This is a genomic window from Ruegeria sp. J8 (genome assembly GCF_056531925.1).
This window is the reverse complement of the sequence record NZ_JBQFMR010000001.1, coordinates 35,638-49,742: the sequence shown is the minus strand read 5'-3', so window position 1 is coordinate 49,742 and position 14,105 is coordinate 35,638. Positions and strand designations below refer to the sequence as shown.

Here is a 14,105-nt window from a genome sequence, read left to right as displayed (position 1 = left end):
GTTTAGCTTGCCCGCATCAGCATACCATAGAGATCTCGGGGATCGTCCGGGTCAGCGAGCATATCGAGAGCTTCGAAATAGTCGGTACCTTCGATTGCTGATTTGATATAGCAAAGGGCCGAGAAGTCCTCGATTGCGAAGCCCACACTGTCAAAAAGGGTGATTTGTTGGTTGTCCTTGCGACCCGCAGCTTGACCGGTCATGACCTGCCAAAGTTCAGTAACGGGATGATCGGGGTTCAGCGCCTGAATTTCGCCTTCGATGCGCGTTTGTTCGGGGTACTCGACAAAAATGTCCGAGCGGAGCAGGATGTCTCGATGCAGTTCGGTTTTACCAGGGCAATCGCCGCCGATGGCGTTGATGTGCACGCCAGGGCCGACCATGTTGTCGGTCAGGATTGTCGCGTATTTCTTGTCGGCCGTACATGTGGTGATGATCTGAGCACCCTCGATGGCGTCTTCGGGCGTTTTGCACAGCACAACCGTCAGGCCAGAGTTTTTTAGGTTCGCCGCACATTTTTCGGTTGCAGCGGAATCGGTGTCGTACAGACGTACCGAGGTAATTCCACACATGGCCTTGAATGCCAGGCACTGAAACTCGGATTGTGCACCATTGCCGATCATCACCATGGTTGTCGCGCCCTTTGGTGCAAGGTAACTGCCGACCAGGGCAGATGTGGCAGCGGTACGCAGGGCGGTCAGCAGGGTCATCTCGGTCAGCAGGGTAGGGTAGCCGGTATAGACGTCCGCAAGTAGGCCGAAGGCGGTGACCGTCTGAAGCCCTTCGGATGTGTTCTTGGGATGGCCGTTTACGTATTTGAACCCATAGGCCTCGCCATCAGACGTCGGCATCAGCTCGATCACGCCATGGGGGGAATGAGCGGGAATACGGGGCGTTTTATCGAAACTTTCCCACCGCTTGAAATCTGCTTCGATGCGGGCGGCGATCTGGGTGATCATGCGCTCAAGGCCGATATGGTGTACAAGGCGCATCATATTGTCGACTGATACAAAGGGCACGAGGGCTTTGTCTGAGGGTTGGGTCATCAGAAACTCCGGGTCGGGCGGTCGAAGATGCGCCGCCCCATCAGCGACGCAGCCAAATCGACCATCAGTTTTGCAGTACGGCCGCGCTCATCCAGAAACGGGTTGAGCTCGACCAGATCGAGCGAGCAGACCAGCCCGCTTTCGTGCAGCAATTCCATCACCAGATGCGCCTCGCGCTCGGTCGCGCCGCCGGGAACGGTAGTGCCGACCGCCGGGGCGATGGAGGGGTCGAGGAAATCAACGTCGAGCGACACATGAAGCAGGCCATTTGCGGCGCGGACTCGATCCAGAAAGGCCATTAGCGGGGCCTTGATCCCGTGTTCGTCGATGCTGCGCATATCGGCCAGCATAGCACGGTCCTGTTCCAGGCGCGCGCGCTCGGCCGGGTCTACAGATCGCAGGCCGATCATGCCAACGCGATCGGTCGGCACGGGGGTTGTGATCTTGGGAAAGGCGTCGAAACCCGATTGGCCGGTGAAATAGGCGACCGGGGTGCCGTGCAGGTTGCCGCTATCGGTGCTGTCGGGGGTATGGAAATCGCTGTGGGCGTCCAGCCACAGTACAAAGAGGGGACGGTTCAGCTGTTGAGCGTGCAGGGCCATGCCCGAAACGGTGCCCATCGACAGCGCGTGATCGCCACCCATGAAGATCGGCACGCCTTTGGGTGCTGTTTCAAGCGCGGCGCGCAGCAGTGCTTTGGTCCAGCCGACGCATTCCGGCAAAGCGAAAAGGTGCGCGTGTTCCGCCAGATCGGTTTGGTCGGGTCGGACATCTCCGGCATCGAGAACCGAGTGGCCGAGGTCTGTCAGCGCCGTCTTCAGCCCGGCGACGCGATAGGCGTCTGGGCCCATCCGGCAACCTTGGCGGCGTTTACCGGCATCCATGGGGGCACCGACGAGTATGATGTTTTCCGTGGTCATGTTTCTATCTAGCCATTCTCTTTGACTTGCGAAAAGCCATCAAATTGTTCAAAATGAAAGCTGGTCATCCGAAATGGGAATGAGCAATGGACGATCTGGACAATCGCCTGCTGAGCGCTTTGCACCGTGATGCCCGTGCCTCTCTGTCTGAGCTGGCCGAGACGTTGGGCGTGACCCGCACAACGGTGCGCAGCCGGTTGCAGCGCCTCAAGCAATCGGGCGAGATCGTAGGGTTTACTGTTCTCACCCGGCGTGACGTGGCGCAAAGTCCGGTGCGCGGGTTAATGATGCTGGAAATCGAAGGGCGCGGAACCGAACGCACCATGTCGCGAATTGCCGCGATGCCACAAGTGCGCGCGGTGCATTCCACCAATGGAAGCTGGGATCTGATTGCCGAGATCGGAACCGATACGCTGGCCGAGTTGGACGCAATCCTGTTCCAGATCCGCCGGATGGAGGGGATCACCCGGTCCGAGACCAATCTGTTGCTGTCCACGCGGAAAGGCCGGGTGTAACCCCTTCTGACGCTTTGCGCTTTTGCGAAACTATGCGAAGGTCCCCCTGCGCGACTGTTGCGCGCCAATGACGATTGTCACGCCTTTGAGCAGAGGGATGGAATGACCACGCAGGACACTGAGCAAGAGCTCTGGGCTGTACGCTGGGCCGAGAAGATTACCGGCTTTCTGGAAAAGCCGCTGGTACGGATCGCGGTTCCGATTCTGGTGACGTTGATCGCACTGGTTGTTCTGCATGAACTATCTGCCCACGTGAAATGGGGGGATGTTCAGACCGATGTGGCGAACACATCGTGGAAGCTGATGTTCTTCGCTCTGTGTTGGACGGCGTTCAGCTTTCTCGCGTTGTCGATGTATGATGTTCTGGCGGTGCAAAGCGTGGCGGATGGTGAGGTGCCGTTGCCGGTGGCTGGGATGGCGGGGGCCTGCGGCTATGCCGTGTCGAATTGTCTGGGCTTTTCCTACATTACCGGGACGGCGATCCGGTATCGCATCTATGCGTCGCTGGGGCTGGACCTCAGCCGGGTGGCGGGTGTCATTGCGACGTCGTGGATTGCGTTCTGGTCAGGCATGGTGCTGCTGCTGGGCACACTGCTGACCATGCACCCGGACGGGATTTCGAAAATCCTGCCGATCAGCCCAACGCTTGAGACCGTGATCGGCGTGACGCTTCTGATCGCGCTGGCGGTTCTGCTCTTCTGGCTGGCTAAAGGTGGGCGCAGGCTGGCTTATGGAGGGCTGGGCTTCAACCTGCCCGGAGGTCGGCTGGCCGGGCTTCTGACCGTAGCGGCCATCTGCGATCTGTTCGGGGCGTCGATGACTCTCTACGTGCTGATGCCGGATGATCTGGGCGTTGGTTTCCCGTTCTTCTTTGCGATCTATATCGGCGCGATTGCGGTTGGAATTCTCAGCCATGCGCCGGGGGGTATTGGCGCCTTTGAGGCGACGCTGATCGCTGGTTTGGGCGCCTCAGGGCGCTCGGACGTGATTGCGGCATTGTTGCTTTATCGTTTGGTCTATACGTTCTTGCCTTTTGCCATCGCCGCTGTCTCGATCGCTGTGGTTTCGGGGATCAGCCATCGACGCCACATCACGGGCGCAGCCACATGGGTTTACCGCCTGATGCGCCCGATCGTGCCAATGGTTGCCGCAGGCGTGGCCGCCGTGGCTGGGGCCATATTGCTGCTGTCCGGTGCGCTGCCTGCGAGCAGTCAGAAACTGGGCGTTCTACGGGATGTGCTGCCCTTGTCCTTTGTTGAGGCTTCCCACCTGGCTGGCAGCGCCATCGGAGTTCTGTTGCTGTTGGTTTCGCGCGGGTTGTTTCGCAAGCTCTACCGCGCGTGGATCGTCGCCATGCTGTTGATGGTGGCGGGGTTTGTTGCCTCGTTGACCAAGGGGCTGGACACGCATGAGGCGATTGGCATGGTCGCGGCCATCGCGTTGCTGGCCACGTTCAAGGACGCGTTTTATCGGGTCAGCGGCGCGTCGATCTTTCGCCTGAACATCCCCTGGCTGATCAGCGTTTTTGCCTTGCTGGCCGTGATCTTCTGGATCGGCCTGTTTGCCTATTCTCATGTGGAATACCAAAACGCCCTGTGGTGGGAGTTTGCCTGGAACGGTGACGCCTCGCGATTCCTACGCTCCAGCCTTGTGGTGGCGCTGATCCTTGGGGTGGTGGCTGTGATGTCTCTGTTCGGGCGTGAAATCCCTGTGCCGGAACGCACCGAGATCCCTGCGGTGGTCGAACGGTTGGTGATGGAGAGCGAGGATACCGAATCCCAGATTTCCCTGACCGGGGACAAGCAGTTCCTGATCGCCCCCGATGACAGCGCCTTTCTGGCCTATGCCGATACCGGCAACGCGCTGATCACCAAGGGAGAGCCTGTAGGCGATGAAAAAGCGGGGCAGCAACTGATCTGGCAATTGCGCGAGATGGCGGATCGCGAAGGCAAGCTCTGCGCGTTCTACAGCGTCTCGACCAAATACCTGCCGACCTTTCTGGACCTCGGCCTGTCGATCCTGAAAATAGGAGAGGTCGCGCGGGTGCCGCTGAAAGATTTCTCGCTGGACGGCAAGTCGCGCAAGCGCTTCCGGCAGGCCAAGAACCGGGCCGAGCGCGAAGGTTATGTGTTCGAGATCATCCCGAAAGAGGACTTGGCCCCATACCTGCCAGAACTGCGTCAGGTTTCAGACGACTGGCTGGCGCAGAAAGCGGGCGAGGAAAAGGGCTTTGCCCTTGGTGGGTTTGACGATGCCTACCTGTCCTATTTCGACCACGCCGTGCTGCGCGACAAGGAAGGGGGGCGGATCGTGGCCTTTGCCAACCTGTTCCAGGGCGGTCAAAAATCCGAGCTATCGCTGGACCTGATGCGCTATGAACCCGATAGCCCCAGCTTTGTCATGGACGCGCTGTTCGCCGAGATGATGTCATGGGGCTCTGAGCAGGGCTTCCAATGGTTTTCACTGGGCGCGGCACCGTTTTCGGGGATTGAGAACCGGCAACTGGCCTCGATCTGGAACCGGATCGGAGGGTTCGTTTATGAGCATGGCGAACAGTTCTATCACTTCGAAGGCTTGCGCAGTTTCAAGCAAAAGTTTGATCCGGAATGGAGCCCGAACTATCTGGCCAGCCCCGGTGGTCTGGCTGCACCTCGTATTTTGTATGAGGTGAATATCCTGATCTCGGGCGGGTTGCGGGGCCTCACCAAATAGGCGCTAATTCAGGCTGGCTTGCTGCGGTGTCTCCCGCAGCAAATCACCCCAATCGGTTCGATAGGCCATCTCGGCCAGAACCGTTTCGGGCAGGAATTCCTGATTTTGCCGAATCTGCCAGCCGCCACCCAGCCCTTTGTAGACCGCTACCAGATTGCTGGACACCTGCTGACGCGCTTCGATCAGGTTTGCCTGCGAATTCAGCAGCGCGGTCTGCGTGTTCAGGATGCGGGAATAGTCCGCGATCCCGTCTCGGTATTGATCCACCGCGATCTCGGCTGCCCGGCGCGAGGCGGCGACGCTGTTTTCATAGAACCCCACCTGTTTGCGCGATTGGGTATAAGCGACCATGGCGCTTTCGACCTCGGAATAGGCGGTCAGCACAGTGTTCTGATAATTCGCGATCAGCGCCTGATAGGCGGCGTCCTGCGCCCGGACATTGTTCTTGATCCGCCCGTAGTTCAGCACGTTCCACACCACGCCCGCATTGGCCAGTCCTGTGGAACTGGCCGAGGTGAACAGGTCACGCCCACCGGACGCCTGCACCCCGATCGAGCCGGACAGGATGAACTGCGGATACAGATCCGCCATGGCGATCCCGACCTGCGCAGATTGCGTGGCTGCCGCCAGTTCCGCTGCGCGCACATCGGGACGGCGACGTAGCAGTTCGGCCGGAACACCCACGGCGACGTTTGACCGGGCCGAGGGGATACGCCCTGAATTGCCCAACAGACTGGTCATGCGCGAGGGTGTCGCGCCCAGCAGAACCGCCAGCGCATTCTTGGTTTGTTGCAGATCGCTTTCCAGCGCGGGCACCAGTGCTTTAGTGTTGTTCAGAAGGGCGGTGGATTCCTGCACATCCAGTTCGGTCGTGACACCATTGTTGAACCGCAACTGGGTCAGGTCCGCCGATTCCTGTTGCAGCCGGATGTTTTCCCGCGCGACCGCCAGCGATTCCTGCAAGGCGCGGATATTGACATAGAGCGCGGCAACATCGCCCGTCAGCGTCACCAGCGCGTCGTCGTAATTGGCCACCTGCAACGCAAGATTGGACCGCGCCGCCTGCACGCCGCGCCGTTGCTGGCCCCAGACGTCCAGTTCCCACTGCGCGTCAAACCCGGCTTGCGATGTTGAAAATTCGGTGTCCAGCGGGATGATCTCGCGAATATCGGCAATCGGGCCGAGGTTTTCGCTGACCTGACGCCGCTCGATCGAGGCGCCGATGGCCTGTGATTGCGGGTACAACTCGCCAAACGCAATGCCCAACTGCGCACGGGCCTGCAATACGCGAGCCCCGGCCACCTGCAGGTCGAGGTTCTGGGCATAAGCCTCGTTGATCAATCTGTTGAGAGTTGGGTCATTGAATGTCTCCCACCATTTGACCACGGGCGCGCTGCGCGAGGTCAAACCGCTGGGTCCGGCACTGGGGCTGTTGACCTCGATCCATTCCTTCACGACCGGAGAGTTTGGGCGCACGAAATCCGGCCCTACCGGTGCGCATCCGGCCAACAGGGCGGCGCATAGCACGGTGCCCATCAGTTGGCGGATCAGGAGGGTTCGTTTCATGCGCTATGTCCTCAGATATCCAGCGGGCGGATGAAGTTCGCGAATGAGTAGAGGCGAATGTTGATGCGCCGCAGAAACTCAAAGCTTTTGCCCTGACCGGTATAGATCGCGACCGCCGCGTGGCCGCCTGCGGGGAAGGTGTGACCATCCGGAATATCGACCGAGATTTGCACCGCAATGCGGCCCGGCAGTTTAGGCAGCTCAAAGCCGGGCAGGCGACCCGAGGGCAGGTATTGACCCTGACGGGTAGCCCACCAGATCGCCTCGACCTTACCGGTAAGGATTTCACCGGGATAAAGGTCCAACGCGACCTCAACCTCTTGCCCCGGCTCGACGAATTTTAAGTTCTGCTGGCGGTAAGTCGCCAGAATATAAGGGTTGTCGGTGGTGACAAAGCTGGCAATTGCCCCCAGACGCAGGTCACCGACGACAAGCCCGGGTCGGGCCTGCTGTGAAACGATCATGCCATCTTCGGGCGCGTAGATCGTGGTGTTGTCCAGATAATACTGCGCCTTGTCCAACTGTGCCTGCGCCTGAAGGATACCGGTATTCACCCCGTCGATCTGCGATGCCTGTGCCAATTCGGCCTTTTCCAGATTGGCTTGTGCCTCTTTGATCTTGGCCTCATCTTCCGTGACTTGCTCGTTCCAGCGGTCCAGCTCATCCTGGCGCGCACCGCCTGCGGGGACAAGGTTCTGATATCGCGTCTGCTGGGTCAAAGCGTATGCAAGCTGCGCATTGGCGCGTTCGACCGCTTCGCCTGCCGCGATGACATCTTGTTCAAGGATCTTCGCATTCTGCTGCGCGGCTACAAGCTGGGCCTTGGCTTCATCCACCTCAAGCGAAAAGACAGTGTCATCAAAACGATAAAGGGGGTCGCCCTTTTTCACTTGCGTGTTCGGCTCGACCAGAACTTCGGTCAGCAGGGTGGGGCCGGTCAGACGCGGTACAATCTGGATGGTCGAACGCACCACATGGCTGTCGATGGAAAACGGCTGGAAGAAGCGCAGGGCAACCAGAAAGATCAACAGCAGATGTGCGCCGACCCAGAAGGACACGATCCCCCACGCAATGTTGAACTTCAGCCATTGCAGTTTGAAGAAAATGAGCCAAACGAAAATGAGATAAAAAAGCGTAATGCCGAGGGCGACAAACATCGTGTGGAGGGTCCTTTGGCCTTAGCTTTTCTGCGGCTCATCCGGGTCAAGCGGATCGCGGTATTCCTCATTCAAGGTACCACCCAACCGTTTGATCTCTTTGCGGATCGCGTCGCGTTCGTCGTCTGGCATCCGGCGGATATCGACTGTGGTTCCATCATGGAAGGCCCAGATGAAGGCATGCACCCAGGGCACGATGGCCAGAAAGCCCATCCAGCCCATGATCTTGACGGCCTCGGCATGCGGATGGTTGCGCTTGATCGCGATGCGACCGGGCAGCCCCATGATGAACAAAAACAACGCCATGACTGCGCCCAGCAGCAGGATCAACGCGACAAAAGTCAGATAATCGTAGTAGCCAAGGGGTTGGCCCAACAGTCCCATGCTCGTGCCTCCTTGTTGGAAGGTTGTCCTATCCTCAGACGTCGGCACGGGGTTCGTCAATTAAATTATCGGTTGCCGCCCCGTCAGGCGCACAGTTTGACCTTCGTATTCCATTCCGCGCATTTCTTGGCCAGGTCTTCTGCCAAAGGTTGATCGGTGTAAAACACATCGACATTGGTCAGCGAGGCGATCCGCGCGGGCGCGGTTCTTTGGAATTTCGAGTGGTCGGCGACCAGCAGGCTGTGTCGGGCTTGGGCAATGATCGTCTGGCTGACCTTAACCTCCTGAAAGTCGAAATCCAGCAAATCGCCCGCCGCATCCAGGGCCGAGCATCCAATCACTGCGTAGTCAAACTTGAATTGCTCGATCGTCGAGATCGTCAGATCCCCCACCAGCCCACCGTCCGAGCGGCGCAGCACGCCCCCGGCGACAACGATCTGGCAGTTTGGGTTTTCGACAAGGATATTGGCGACATTCATGTTGTTGGTCACCACCATCAGGTCTTTGTGGTTCAGCAGTTGACGCGCGACGGCCTCGGTCGAAGTGCCGATATTCATGAAGAGGGACGCACCGTCGGGTATGTCCTGCGCGCAGGCTTGTGCGATCTGAACCTTGGTGTCGGCGTTGAGCGCCCGGCGGTCTTCGTAGCCGATATTCGACACGCCCGACCGCAAGACCGCACCTCCGTGAACGCGGTCCAGCTTTCCCATGTCCGCCAGTTCAGAAAGGTCGCGGCGGATGGTTTGTACAGTGACATCAAATCTTTGCGCCAGTTCTTCGACCATGACACGGCCATCCTGTCGTGCAACTTCCAGAATGTCGGATTGGCGGAAGGACAGGGACATTTGAGACTCCGATAAGGGAATGTTCGATTTTATTCCTTTCCAACCTGTTTGCGGGAGGTTTCGGTAAAACTGCAAGGCCATTTTGCCAAAATTTCCATTTTGATGCAAAAAACGAACAATAACGAAAGTAAACATTGACGACCCGAGCGTTTATCGGGTTAATGGCGCTGAGTTTTCACGTCATGGGCATCTTGAGATATGACTCAGCACAATCAGCAAGTGACCGACCTTTTCATTATTGGTGGCGGGATCAATGGCTGCGGTATCGCGCGGGATGCCGCCGGGCGCGGATTGTCGGTCGCGCTGGCCGAAATGAACGATCTGGCTTCGGCTACATCCTCAGCCTCGACCAAGCTGTTTCACGGCGGGCTGCGTTATCTAGAGTATTTTGAGTTTCGACTGGTGCGCGAGGCTCTGATCGAACGCGAAACTCTGCTGCGGGCGATGCCGCATATCAGCTGGCCGATGCGGTTTGTGCTGCCTTATCACAAAGACATGCGGTTTGACTCTGAGACGCCGACCTCACGGCTGCTTGGCACTGTGATGCCGTGGATGAAGGGGCGCCGTCCGGCATGGCTGATCCGTCTGGGACTGTTTCTTTATGACCATCTGGGCGGGCGCAAAATCCTGCCGGGGACCAGCGCGTTGAACCTAAGCACAGCGGCCGAGGGTGCTCCGTTACAGGATCGGTTCCAGACGGCCTATGAATATTCCGATTGCTGGATCGAGGACTCGCGGTTGGTTGTCCTGAACGCGCGGGATGCCGAGGCGCGGGGTGCGCAGATCATGACCCGGACCGAAGTTCTGTCGGCAAAACGCGTGGATGATCTCTGGGAGATCACGCTCAGCGACAAGCGGTCAGACGAGACCCGCACAGTGCGGGCAAAGATGCTGATCAATGCGGGCGGTCCCTGGGTCGGCGATATCATCCAGACTAAAATCCACATGAACTCACGCGAAGGGGTTCGTCTTGTGCGCGGTAGCCATATCGTAACGCCACGGCTGTTCGACCACGAAAAATGCTACTTCTTTCAGGGTGAGGATGGCCGCATAATCTTTGCCATTCCTTACGAACGGGATTTCACGTTGATCGGCACCACCGATCAGGACCATGCTGACCCGTCTGAACCGCCTGTCTGCACTGAGGCTGAGCAGGATTATCTGTGTGCTTTCGCCTCGCGCTATTTCAAATCGCCGGTGACGCGGGATCAGATTGTCTGGACCTATTCGGGTGTGCGCCCGCTTTATGATGATGGGGCTAGCAGCGCCACAGCGGCCACGCGAGACTATACGCTGAAGGTGAACGCCGTGGGCGGGGCACCTGTGTTGAATGTGTTTGGCGGCAAGATTACCACCTATCGGCGTCTGGCCGAAAGCGCGCTTGAGAAAGTGGCGGAACACTTCCTTGATCTTCCGGGGCCATGGACGGCAGGCGTGGCCTTGCCGGGCGGAGATTTTCCGGTGGATGGTGTGGAAAAACTGATTGGCCAAATTCAGGCAGAGTTTACGTTCCTTGATCGCGGCTGGGCCGAGCGGCTTGTGCGCGCCTATGGCACCGAAGTACGCAACATATTGGGTGATGCGAAAACAACCAGTGATCTGGGCGAAGACTTCGGCGCGACACTGTTCGCGCGCGAATTGGACTGGCTGATGACCCGCGAATATGCCCGCACTGCCGAGGATGTGGTCTGGCGACGCAACAAGCTGGGGCTGAGGCTTACGCCCGAGCAGATTGCGCGCATTCAGGCGTGGATGGATCAAAAACTGGCTTGAACGACCTGTACACAGAAAAAAGCCCCGCTGGTCGAGCGAGGCTTTTGGTTCAGGCTGTTTCCTCGGATGGGCCGGGGTCGTTCTTGGTGCCCTTGATCCATTCTCGCAGTCCCTGCATCAGGGCATAGAGAACCGGAACCAGAATGACACCGATCAGCGTCGCCGCCAGCATTCCTCCGAACACGGCAACACCGATGGCCTTCTGGCTGGCCGCACCGGCGCCATTGGCGGCTAGCAGCGGCACAACACCAAGCAGGAAGGACAGCGCCGTCATCATCACCGCGCGGAAACGCTGATGCGCAGCTTCGGCAGCTGCTTCCTTAATCGACAGGCCGTTGGCGCGTTGCTCCATCGCAAATTCGACGATCAGAATGCCATTCTTCGAGGCGAGCCCCACAAGCATGATCATCCCGATCTGTGTATAGAGGTTGATGTCACTACCGACGATAGCCACCGCCGCCACCGCCCCGAACAAGGCGACGATCACAGATAGCAGGATCGAGACTGGCAACGACCAACTCTCGTACTGACCCACAAGGAACAGATACCCGAACAAGATTGCCAGCCCCAGGATCACGATCACCAGACCGCCCGAAGCCAGCTGCTGCTGCGCTGTGCCGGTCCACTCAAACGCATAACCGGGGGGCAGGGCGTTGGCGGATTCCTCGGTCATGACAGTGATTGCATCGCCGCTGGACAAGCCGGGGGCAGGAACCGCCGTCACCGTGGCAGACCGGAACAGGTTGTGCCGTTTCAGCAAAACCGGACCCAGCACATTTTCCACGTCGATCAACGTTCCCAAAGGAACCATCTCACCCTTGGTCGAGCGAACATAGAGGTTCGCGATGTCGTCGACCTTGGTCCGGTATGACCCTTCGGCCTGAATCATCACGCGGTAGACCCGGCCGAACAGGTTGAAGTCATTCACGTAATACGAACCCAACTGCGCCTGCATGGTCTGGAAAATCTCGGCCACCGAGACTTGCAGTGTTTTGGCCTTTTCCCGATCCAGATCGACAAACAACTGTGGAACATTGGCGCGGAAGGTTGTGTAGGCCTGTCCGATCTCAGGTCGTTGGTTCGCCGCATAGACAAACGAACCCACGGCCGAGGCCAGATCCTGAGGCGAGCCCCCTCCGGTCTGCTGTACCTCCATCTCGACACCCGCCGACATGCCCAGACCCTGAATGGGGGGTGGGTTGAACGCCACGATCGAGGCTGCAGATTCGCCGTTTGCAATTGCCAGAACTTTGCTCAGGATCGCGTCGGCGGTGAGGTCCGGCTCTTGCCGCTCTTCCCAGTTCTCAAGGTTCACAAAGATTGCGGCCCCGTTGGTCGTCGTGCCGTTCAGCAACGAGAACCCGTTGACTAGAACGGTACTGGCCACCCCCGGAATTTCGCGGATCTTGTCGTCGACGCGGCTGGAGACGGTTTCGGTCCGCTCTAGTGTAGCAGCGTCGGGCAGTTGGATGTCCACGAATAGATATCCGTTATCCTCAAGCGGGATAAAGCCCTTGGATGTGGTGCCCATGATCGTACCGGTGCCCATCGCCAGAACGACGATGACACCTAAAGCCACCACCGGCAGGATCAGCATCTTGCGCACGATGGCGACGTAGCCGCTGCGCACGGTACCGATGAAGTTTTCGAACATCGCCAGCAGCCCTTTTGGAGGACCGGACCGCGCCCGCAGCACCAGACCGCACAGGGCAGGGGACAGTGTCAGTGCGTTGATGGACGAAATCACAACAGCGGTCGAAATCGTCACTGCGAATTGTGAATAAAGTCTTCCTGAGATGCCCGGCATAAAGGTTACAGGCACGAAAACAGCCAGTAGAACCAGGGTGGTCGCGATCACCGGCCCGGTGATCTGGCCCATCGCTTTGCGGGTCGCCTCGGCGGGGGGCAGGCCTTCTTCGGCGATGATCCGTTCTACGTTCTCGACAACCACGATGGCGTCATCCACCACGATCCCGATGGCCAGCACCAGCGCAAACAGCGAGATCGTGTTCAGCGACATCCCAAAGGCCAGAAGGAATGCGAATGTCCCGATCAGTGAGACAGGGATGGCCACCGCTGGAATGATCGTTGCCCGCCAACTGCCCAGAAAGACAAACACCACTGAGATCACCAGAATGAAGGTCAGGATCAGGGTCGAGACCACGTCATTCAGCGATTGCTCAACGAAATCGGTGGTGTTGAAGGGCACTTGATATTCAACATCCGTCGGGAAGGATCGCGACAGGCGATCCAACTCGGCCTGAACGCGTTCAGACACGGCCAACGCGTTCGCGCCAGGAGCCTGGTAAATGCCGATGACAGTAGCAGGCACAGCCTGGAAATAACCCGAGGCCGAATAGAACTGAGCGCCCAGCTCGACCCGTGCGATATCTTTGACCCGAACAATCGATCCTGCCTCACCAGTACGGATCACGATATCACCGAATTCATCGGCCGAGGTCAGTCGGCCCTTGGTCTTGATGGTGTACTGAAATGTTTGGCCCTCTGGCACAGGCGGAGACCCGATAGACCCTGCAGAGACCTCGATATTCTGTTCCCGGATGGCACTGATCACATCGCCCGGCGTGATCGACAAGGCGGCCATCTGATCAGGGTCCATCCAGATTCGCATTGCGTATTCCAGGTTGGTCAGAACATCAGCCTTACCAACGCCCTGAACCCGCGCCAGTGCGTCTTTTAGGTTGATCGACGCATAGTTCGACAGGAAGACACTGTCATATGTCCCATTGGGCGATGTCAGCGTGACCAAGAGCAGCATGTTGGTCGAAGCTTTTTGCGTGACGACGCCCGAAGAGGTCACTTCGGTAGGCAGCGAAGACATCGCCTGTGCCACGCGGTTTTGCACGTTGACTGATGCGATGTCGGGGTCGGTTCCGACTTCAAACGTAATATTCAGCGAATAGGAACCGTTGTCGGACGAGGTCGACGTCATATAGATCATGTCGTCCACGCCGTTGACCTGCGCCTCGATCGGGGCGGCGACGGTGTTTTCGACTGTCTCGGCATTTGCACCGGTATAGGTGGTCGTAACACTGACCACGGGCGGGGTGATGTCGGGGAATTGCGCCACCGGCAGCACCATGTAACCGATGCCGCCCATGATGGTCAACACCAGCGAAATGACAAGCGCCAGCTTGGGCCGGCTGATGAACAGGGCAGAGAACAT

General features: G+C 58.5%; 10 protein-coding genes. 3 read left to right on the top strand and 7 right to left on the bottom strand.

Annotation, left to right across the window (positions count from 1 at the left end):
• Window positions 1–2 precede the first annotated feature (2 nt).
• Together ACR0L1_RS00210 and rocF are read right to left on the bottom strand one after the other, a co-directional pair.
• On the bottom strand, window positions 3–1,046 hold the full coding sequence (locus ACR0L1_RS00210) for an ornithine cyclodeaminase (protein ID WP_480856538.1): 1,044 nt from the start codon (window positions 1,044–1,046) through the stop codon (window positions 3–5).
• Window positions 1,046–1,966: an arginase gene (gene rocF, locus ACR0L1_RS00205; RefSeq protein WP_480856536.1), complete on the bottom strand. Its 921-nt coding sequence runs from the start codon at window positions 1,964–1,966 to the stop codon at window positions 1,046–1,048. Before rocF ends, ACR0L1_RS00210 begins: the two co-directional genes overlap by 1 nt.
• Before the next feature lie 86 nt (window positions 1,967–2,052).
• Between rocF and ACR0L1_RS00200 the strand changes: the two genes are divergently transcribed.
• A complete protein-coding gene (locus ACR0L1_RS00200; protein WP_170769501.1) occupies window positions 2,053–2,481 on the top strand; it encodes an Lrp/AsnC family transcriptional regulator in 429 nt (142 codons plus the stop codon).
• Between the two features lie 102 nt (window positions 2,482–2,583).
• On the top strand, window positions 2,584–5,193 hold the full coding sequence (mprF, locus tag ACR0L1_RS00195) for a bifunctional lysylphosphatidylglycerol flippase/synthetase MprF (RefSeq protein ID WP_170769502.1): 2,610 nt from the start codon (window positions 2,584–2,586) through the stop codon (window positions 5,191–5,193).
• Between the two features lie 3 nt (window positions 5,194–5,196).
• On the opposite strand, the gene ACR0L1_RS00190 is transcribed toward mprF, so the two are convergent.
• From ACR0L1_RS00190 to ACR0L1_RS00175, 4 genes are all read right to left on the bottom strand, one after another.
• Complete coding sequence (locus tag ACR0L1_RS00190) at window positions 5,197–6,759, bottom strand: efflux transporter outer membrane subunit (RefSeq protein ID WP_480856534.1); 1,563 nt, start codon at window positions 6,757–6,759, stop codon at window positions 5,197–5,199.
• Between the two features lie 11 nt (window positions 6,760–6,770).
• A complete protein-coding gene (locus ACR0L1_RS00185; RefSeq protein ID WP_170784529.1) occupies window positions 6,771–7,916 on the bottom strand; it encodes an HlyD family secretion protein in 1,146 nt (381 codons plus the stop codon).
• Window positions 7,917–7,937: 21 nt separating this feature from the next.
• Entirely contained in the window at window positions 7,938–8,300 is a 363-nt protein-coding gene (locus ACR0L1_RS00180) for a DUF3302 domain-containing protein (protein WP_170784531.1), read from the bottom strand.
• Window positions 8,301–8,383: 83 nt separating this feature from the next.
• The gene (locus tag ACR0L1_RS00175; RefSeq protein ID WP_480502961.1) at window positions 8,384–9,145 is read right to left on the bottom strand and encodes a DeoR/GlpR family DNA-binding transcription regulator; all 762 of its coding nucleotides are present in this window, start codon (window positions 9,143–9,145) and stop codon (window positions 8,384–8,386) included.
• Window positions 9,146–9,343: 198 nt separating this feature from the next.
• On the opposite strand from ACR0L1_RS00175, the gene glpD reads away from it, so the two are divergent.
• Complete coding sequence (gene glpD, locus ACR0L1_RS00170) at window positions 9,344–10,918, top strand: glycerol-3-phosphate dehydrogenase (RefSeq protein ID WP_480502960.1); 1,575 nt, start codon at window positions 9,344–9,346, stop codon at window positions 10,916–10,918.
• Between the two features lie 49 nt (window positions 10,919–10,967).
• Here glpD and ACR0L1_RS00165 read toward each other — a convergent pair whose 3' ends face one another.
• Complete coding sequence (locus ACR0L1_RS00165; protein ID WP_170769508.1) at window positions 10,968–14,105, bottom strand: efflux RND transporter permease subunit; 3,138 nt, start codon at window positions 14,103–14,105, stop codon at window positions 10,968–10,970.

What these genes read in the sequence shown, in the direction of transcription:
- ACR0L1_RS00210 (WP_480856538.1), bottom strand. Translation starts at nt 1,046, where the DNA reads ATGACCCAACCCTCAGACAAAGCCCTCGTGCCCTTTGTATCAGTCGAC.
- rocF (WP_480856536.1), bottom strand. Translation starts at nt 1,966, where the DNA reads ATGACCACGGAAAACATCATACTCGTCGGTGCCCCCATGGATGCCGGT.
- ACR0L1_RS00200 (WP_170769501.1), top strand. Translation starts at nt 2,053, where the DNA reads ATGGACGATCTGGACAATCGCCTGCTGAGCGCTTTGCACCGTGATGCC.
- mprF (WP_170769502.1), top strand. Translation starts at nt 2,584, where the DNA reads ATGACCACGCAGGACACTGAGCAAGAGCTCTGGGCTGTACGCTGGGCC.
- ACR0L1_RS00190 (WP_480856534.1), bottom strand. Translation starts at nt 6,759, where the DNA reads ATGAAACGAACCCTCCTGATCCGCCAACTGATGGGCACCGTGCTATGC.
- ACR0L1_RS00185 (WP_170784529.1), bottom strand. Translation starts at nt 7,916, where the DNA reads ATGTTTGTCGCCCTCGGCATTACGCTTTTTTATCTCATTTTCGTTTGG.
- ACR0L1_RS00180 (WP_170784531.1), bottom strand. Translation starts at nt 8,300, where the DNA reads ATGGGACTGTTGGGCCAACCCCTTGGCTACTACGATTATCTGACTTTT.
- ACR0L1_RS00175 (WP_480502961.1), bottom strand. Translation starts at nt 9,145, where the DNA reads ATGTCCCTGTCCTTCCGCCAATCCGACATTCTGGAAGTTGCACGACAG.
- glpD (WP_480502960.1), top strand. Translation starts at nt 9,344, where the DNA reads ATGACTCAGCACAATCAGCAAGTGACCGACCTTTTCATTATTGGTGGC.
- ACR0L1_RS00165 (WP_170769508.1), bottom strand. Translation starts at nt 14,105, where the DNA reads ATGTTCTCTGCCCTGTTCATCAGCCGGCCCAAGCTGGCGCTTGTCATT.